This window comes from Streptomyces sp. WM4235 (assembly GCF_001279725.1).
GTDB lineage: Bacteria > Actinomycetota > Actinomycetes > Streptomycetales > Streptomycetaceae > Streptomyces.
The window spans coordinates 1-5575 of sequence record NZ_LGDE01000088.1; the positions used below are offsets into that span (position 1 = coordinate 1).

The following is a 5575-nucleotide window of genomic DNA, read 5'->3' on the forward strand; positions in this document are numbered from 1 at the left end:
CCCGGGGGTCAGACCGTGGCGGGGGTGGGGAGTTCCTGTTCGGCTTCGACCTTGGCGTTCCAGTCGCGCTTGATCGCGCGCCAGCCCTCGTCGGTCTCGCCCAGGCGCCAGTAGCCGGAGATGGAGAGACGTTCCCTCGGGATGCCGCGTTCGACGCGCAGGTGGCGGCGGAGCTCCTTCACGAAACCGGCCTCGCCGTGGACGAAGGCGTGGACGTCGGCGGAGGGGAACCGCAGGGAGGTGACCGCCTCGACCAGGGCCTCGCCGACGGGGCGGTTCCCGCGGTGCAGCCAGACGGGGACGATGCCGTCGGGGGTGGCGATCTTCTGCTCGTCGTCCGGGCCGTCGATCTCGATGAAGGCGTGTACCAGGGCCCCGGCCGGCATCCGCTCCATCGTCGCGGCGATGGCCGGCAGGGCGCTCTCGTCGCCCGCGAGGAGGTGCCAGCCCGCGTCCTCGGCAGGGGCGTAGGCGCCGCCCGGCCCGAGGAAGCGGACGAGTTCGCCCGGCTGGACGCGGGCGGCCCAGGGGCCGGCCAGGCCCTCGTCGCCGTGGACGACGAAGTCGAGGGTCAGCTCGCGGTGTGTCGGGTCCCAGCAGCGCACCGTGTACGCGCGCTGACGCGGCCACTCCTCGCTGGGGTGCGCGGAGCGGATCTGGTTCAGGTCCCACGGCACGGTGTACGTGACACCGTCCGGTGCGAACAGGAGTTTGACGTAGTGGTCGGTGAACTCGCCCGCGCCGAAACCGGCCAGACCCGCACCGCCCAGCACGATGCGCACCATGTGCGGCGTGAGCCGTTCGGTGTGTACGACGACAGCGGTGCCGACTGTGCGGGCGCGTCCTTCTGCCACGGCGTCTCCCCTGACTCCCCAGAAACTTAGGATTACCTAAGTTAGCACCTCAGGGGCGCAGCGCGCCTCCCAGGCGCGATACGGCTCCACCAAGACCCCACCGGCGGGCCAATGCGTCGACCATCTCCGGATCCGCGGGAACCGCCGGGAGCGCGGGATCGAAGGCGGGCAGCGGGACGTCCGAGGCGACCTGGACGACCTTCGGGGCCACCGCCAGATATGGCCGGGATTCATCCAGCCGTCGGCGCTGCGTGGGGGTGAGGCCCGACGTCGGGTCGTCGATCGCGGCGATGATCCCCGCGAGGTTCCCGTACGCGTCCAACAGTTTGGCCGCCGTCTTCTCGCCGATCCCCGGCACGCCCGGCAGGCCGTCGCTCGGGTCGCCCCGCAGCAGCGCCAGGTCCGCGTACCCGGGACCGTCCACCCCGTACTTCCCGCGCAGCCAGGCCTCGTCCGTGACCTGGAGGGTGCCCACGCCCTTGAGGGGGTACAGCACGCGGCGCCGCTTGGCGTCGTCCACCAGCTGGTAGAGGTCCCGGTCGCCGGTGACGATGTCCACCGGGCCGGTCGCCCGCGCCGTCAAGGTGCCGATCACGTCGTCGGCCTCGTAGTCGGCGACCCCCACCCGGGCGATCCCGAACGCGTCCAGCGCCGCCTCGATGATCGGCACCTGCGGCGCGAGGGTGTCCGGGGTCTCTTCCACATCCGGTCCGGTCGCGGTCTCCTCCGCGACCCGGTGGGCCTTGTAGGACGGGATCAGCTCCACCCGCCAGTGGGGTCGCCAATCGGCGTCCATGCAGGCCACCAGGTCGTCGGGACGGTGGTCCTGGACCAGCCGGCCGATGAAGTCGAGCAGCCCGCGCACGGCGTTGACCGGGGTGCCGTCGGGGGCCTTCACGGAGTCCGGCACACCGAAGTAGGCGCGGTAGTAGAGGGAGGCGGTGTCCAGGAGCATCAGGCGTCGTGTCGTCACGCTGACGATGATGCCGCAGCCGTCCGACGACCCGCGGCCGAGGACGGGTCGAGCCGTGCACGCGAATCCGGGGCCGGTTGCTGCGTAAGGTGCTTACAGCACACCGATGTGCGTCCGACGGACAAGGGGAGGGCAGCCCCGCCATGAACGACAAGGACGGCAAGGTCGACACGGACGGCAAGGACGAGAAGGACAAGGACAAGGACTCCAAGGACCAACCGCTCCGGGTGGGCGTGGCCGTGCGCAAGAGGCGCCGCGCGCTCCAGCTCACCCTCGCCGCGGTGTCGGCGCGCAGCGGCCTGTCCGTCCCCTTCCTCAGCCAGATAGAGAACGAGCGCGCCCGACCCAGCATGCGCTCCCTGGAACGGGTCGCGGACGCGCTGGGGACCACGGCCGTGGAGCTGCTGGCCGCTTCCGACACCGCGCGCACCGTGGATCTCGTACGGGCCGGAGACGACTCCGGCCTCACCCCGGTCCCGGGAGTCCGTCCGCTCGTGCGCGGGCACCACCAACTGCACGCGCTGGAGTTCACCGGGGACCAGGACGCGGGCCGCGAGTACCAGCACCGCAACGACGAACTGATGTACGTGGTCGCGGGCGCCTGCCAGGTGGAGGCCGAAGGCCGGGCGTACCGGCTGGAGAGCGGCGACGCGCTGTTCCTGTCCGGCGGCGTGCGCCACCGCTGGCGGGCCGTCACCGAGGACACCCGGATCCTGGTCGTGGCGGTGGGCGAGCACATCCACGCCACCTCCGAGCCGCCCTCCCCGGGGCGCTGAACCGGTGGGCGCGTCCCGCGCGGTCTCGCGCGTCGTCTCGCTCGTGCCCTCCTTGACCGAGGCCGTGGCGGTGAGCGCGCCCGGACGCCTGGTGGGGGTCACCGACTGGTGCACGCACCCCGCCGACCTCGACGAGGCGGGCGTGGTGCGGATCGGGGGAACCAAGAACCCCGACGTGGCGAGGATCGTCGCGCTCCGCCCGGACCTGGTCATCGCCAACGAGGAGGAGAACCGGGCGCCGGACCTGGCCGCGCTGCGGGCAGCCGGGGTACCGGTGTCGGTCACCGAGATCCGCGACCTCCCGCAGGCGCTGCGCGAACTGGACCGGCTGCTCGTCGGGACGCTGGGACTGGCCCGGCCGCGATGGCTGACGGACGCGGAGGCCGCGTGGGCGAGCGTGGAGCCCGTGGGGCGGCGGATGGCCTTCGTGCCGGTGTGGCGCAGGCCCTGGATGGTGCTGGGACGGGACACCTTCGCCGGGGACCTGCTGGCCCGGCTCGGGGTGCGCAACGCGTACGCCGGACACGCGGAGCGGTACCCGCGGATCCCGGTCGAGGAACTGGCCGGGGCCGGCTGCGATCTGGTGGTGCTGCCCGACGAGCCGTACCGCTTCACCGCGTCCGACGGGCCCGAGGCCTTCCCCGGCCTGCCCGCCGCGCTGGTCAGCGGACGGCACCTCACCTGGTACGGGCCCTCTCTGGCCGAGGCGCCGGCCGTACTGGCGCGGGCCCTGCGCGCCGCACGCTGACGGCCGGCCCGGGGCTCAGCGCGGGGCGCGCAGCAGCCGGCCCGAGTACAGGCCGCGCAGCGTGTGGACGGCGGCCGTCACCCAGGCGGTCAGCAGGACCAGGAACAGGGCCGCGGCCAGCCAGGCGAAGGCGGTCAGCCCGGTGTGGCGGGCCAGGCCGGCGGCGCCGGTGACACAGGTGCCGACCGGGAACGTCAGGGCCCACCAGGTCATCGCGAACCCCATGCCGCCCCGCGCGGCCCGGACCAGCATCGCCGCGGCCAGGGCCAGCCACAGCAGGGCGAAGCCCATGACGGGCACCCCGTAGACGACGGCGAAGGCCCCGAGGGCGCCCGCGTACGGGGCGCCGATCGCCCCGGGTGCCATGTCCGCGAGCTGGTTGACGGCGGTCGTGGACTGGCCGAGGGGGCCCAGGACCAGGAACAGGGTCGGGGTCAGCAGCAGCGGCAGCGGACCGCTCGTGATCAGTCGGCCGAGGATCAACGGCAGCATCAGCAGGGTGGCCAGCAGACTCAGGCCGAACAGCGCGTAACAGCCCAACAGCATGGCCTCGCGGGCCTGGCCGGCGGGCAGGTGGGGTATCAGCAGGGGGCCCAGCGCGGCGGAGACCATCGGGGCGACGAGGGGGAGCAGCCACACGGGGGTGACCTGCCGCGGCTCGACCTTGTGACGCACCACCATCAGGTACGGGACGAGCACCGCCATCAGCAGGCCGATCGCCGTGCCGGCGGTGAACAGCACGGCGTCGACGGCGACGGCCGCCTCCGTGCCGATCAGGTCCTTGCCGACGATCAGGGTGCCGCCGCCCACGGCCAGCAGCGCCATCGACAGACACCCGTAGAACGGTGCGACGGCCGGGTCCAGGAGATGGGCGCGGGCCTGGTCGCGGTGGTACAGCCAGTGCCCGGCACGCGCCGTGAGCAGCACGGCGAGGGCCGCGGCGGAGAGCGCCCAGACGAGTTGGCAGGCCACGCGTTGGCCGGGGAGCTGGTAGGGCAGGGTCGCGCCGGCGTTGGCGACGATCGCCGTACCCATGACCGAGGCGTACCAGTTCGGGCCGAGGTGCCGGAGCGCGGGGGCCTTGTGGGCCCGGGGCGCGGGAGCGGCGGTGGTGCGGGGAGGTACGAGGGTGGTGACCATGGGTCCAGCGTCGCGCCGGGCGGCACCGACCGGCAGAGGCCACTGTCCTATGAGGTCATAAACTGACCTTATGGGTAACGAGGAGTGGGTTCCGCTGGCGCACCGCGTACCGGATCTGGGCGCGCTGGAACTGCTGCTCGCGGTCGCCCGCGTCGGCAGCCTGAGCGGGGCCGCCCGGCGGCTGGGCATCACCCAACCCGCCGCCAGCAGCCGCATTCGGGCCATGGAGACCCGCCTGGGCGTGGCACTCGTCGACCGTTCCCCGCGCGGGTCCACGCTCACGGCGGAAGGCGCGCTGGTCACCGACTGGGCGCGGCGGGTCGTGGAGGCCGCCGAGGCCTTCGACGCGGGCGCGCAGGCGCTGCGCGGGCGGCGGGACTCGCGGCTGCGGGTGGCGGCGAGCATGACCATCGCGGAGTACCTGCTGCCCGGCTGGTTGATCGCGCTGCGGGGGCAACGCCCCGGGACGGCGGTGTCGCTGCACGCCGGGAACTCGGCCGACGTCGCCGAACGCGTCCTCGCGCACGAGGCCGACCTCGGGTTCGTGGAAGGACTCTCCGTACCGGACGGACTGGACTCGGTGGCCATCGCGCAGGACCGGCTGGTGGTGGCGGTCGCTCCGGGCCACCCCTGGGCACGGCGCACCAGGCCGGTGCCGGCGGAGGAACTGGCGGCGACCCCGCTGATCCTGCGGGAACGGGGCTCGGGGACGCGGCAGGTACTGGACGCGGCGCTGACCGGATGCGGGGGACTGGCCGCGCCCCTGCTGGAACTCGCGTCCACGACCGCCGTGAAGGCGGCGGCGCTCAGCGGGGCCGGGCCGTGCGTGCTGTCGGAGCTGGCGGTGGGGGACGAACTCGGGGCACGGCGGCTGGTGGAGGTGCCGGTGGCCGGGGCGGCGCTGGACCGGGAGCTGCGGGCCGTGTGGCCGACGGGGGCGCGGCCGGCGGGGCCCGCGCGGGATCTGCTGGCGCTGACCCGGACCTGACCCCTGGCCGGGGGTGGGCGGGTTGCCCCGGGGGCCCGGGCCCCGAGCCCCCGGGTTCGCCGGGGTGTGACCCCGGGCGCGGTGCCGGGGGTGCCC

At 73.9% G+C, this 5575-nt stretch carries 6 protein-coding genes; 3 read left to right on the forward strand and 3 right to left on the reverse strand.

Annotated elements, in window-relative coordinates:
- Nucleotides 1–8: 8 nt before the first annotated feature.
- Both ADK55_RS09255 and ADK55_RS09260 read right to left on the reverse strand, forming a co-directional pair.
- Complete coding sequence (locus ADK55_RS09255; protein WP_053677001.1) at nt 9–854, reverse strand: siderophore-interacting protein; 846 nt, start codon at nt 852–854, stop codon at nt 9–11.
- 49 nt (nt 855–903) lie between these two features.
- Complete coding sequence (locus ADK55_RS09260) at nt 904–1809, reverse strand: 5'-3' exonuclease (protein WP_053677002.1); 906 nt, start codon at nt 1807–1809, stop codon at nt 904–906.
- Between the two features lie 161 nt (nt 1810–1970).
- On the opposite strand from ADK55_RS09260, the gene ADK55_RS09265 reads away from it, so the two are divergent.
- Nucleotides 1971–2603 (forward strand): helix-turn-helix domain-containing protein, encoded by a 633-nt coding sequence (locus ADK55_RS09265; RefSeq protein WP_234349974.1) that lies wholly within the window; start codon nt 1971–1973, stop codon nt 2601–2603.
- Between the two features lie 4 nt (nt 2604–2607).
- Nucleotides 2608–3351 carry a helical backbone metal receptor gene (locus tag ADK55_RS09270; protein ID WP_053677003.1) on the forward strand — a complete coding sequence of 248 codons (744 nt, stop codon included), beginning with the start codon at nt 2608–2610 and terminating at the stop codon, nt 3349–3351.
- Nucleotides 3352–3366: 15 nt separating this feature from the next.
- Here ADK55_RS09270 and ADK55_RS09275 read toward each other — a convergent pair whose 3' ends face one another.
- Entirely contained in the window at nt 3367–4491 is a 1125-nt protein-coding gene (locus ADK55_RS09275) for a TDT family transporter (protein WP_053677004.1), read from the reverse strand.
- A 70-nt stretch (nt 4492–4561) separates the two neighbouring features.
- On the opposite strand from ADK55_RS09275, the gene ADK55_RS09280 reads away from it, so the two are divergent.
- A complete protein-coding gene (locus ADK55_RS09280) occupies nt 4562–5479 on the forward strand; it encodes a LysR family transcriptional regulator (RefSeq protein WP_053677005.1) in 918 nt (305 codons plus the stop codon).
- Nucleotides 5480–5575 lie beyond the last annotated feature (96 nt).

Bases quoted from the DNA above. Each gene is read 5' to 3' on its own strand.
- ADK55_RS09260 (WP_053677002.1), bottom strand. From the start codon at position 1,809: ATGCTCCTGGACACCGCCTCCCTCTACTACCGCGCCTACTTCGGTGTG.
- ADK55_RS09265 (WP_234349974.1), top strand. From the start codon at position 1,971: ATGAACGACAAGGACGGCAAGGTCGACACGGACGGCAAGGACGAGAAG.
- ADK55_RS09275 (WP_053677004.1), bottom strand. From the start codon at position 4,491: ATGGTCACCACCCTCGTACCTCCCCGCACCACCGCCGCTCCCGCGCCC.
- ADK55_RS09280 (WP_053677005.1), top strand. From the start codon at position 4,562: ATGGGTAACGAGGAGTGGGTTCCGCTGGCGCACCGCGTACCGGATCTG.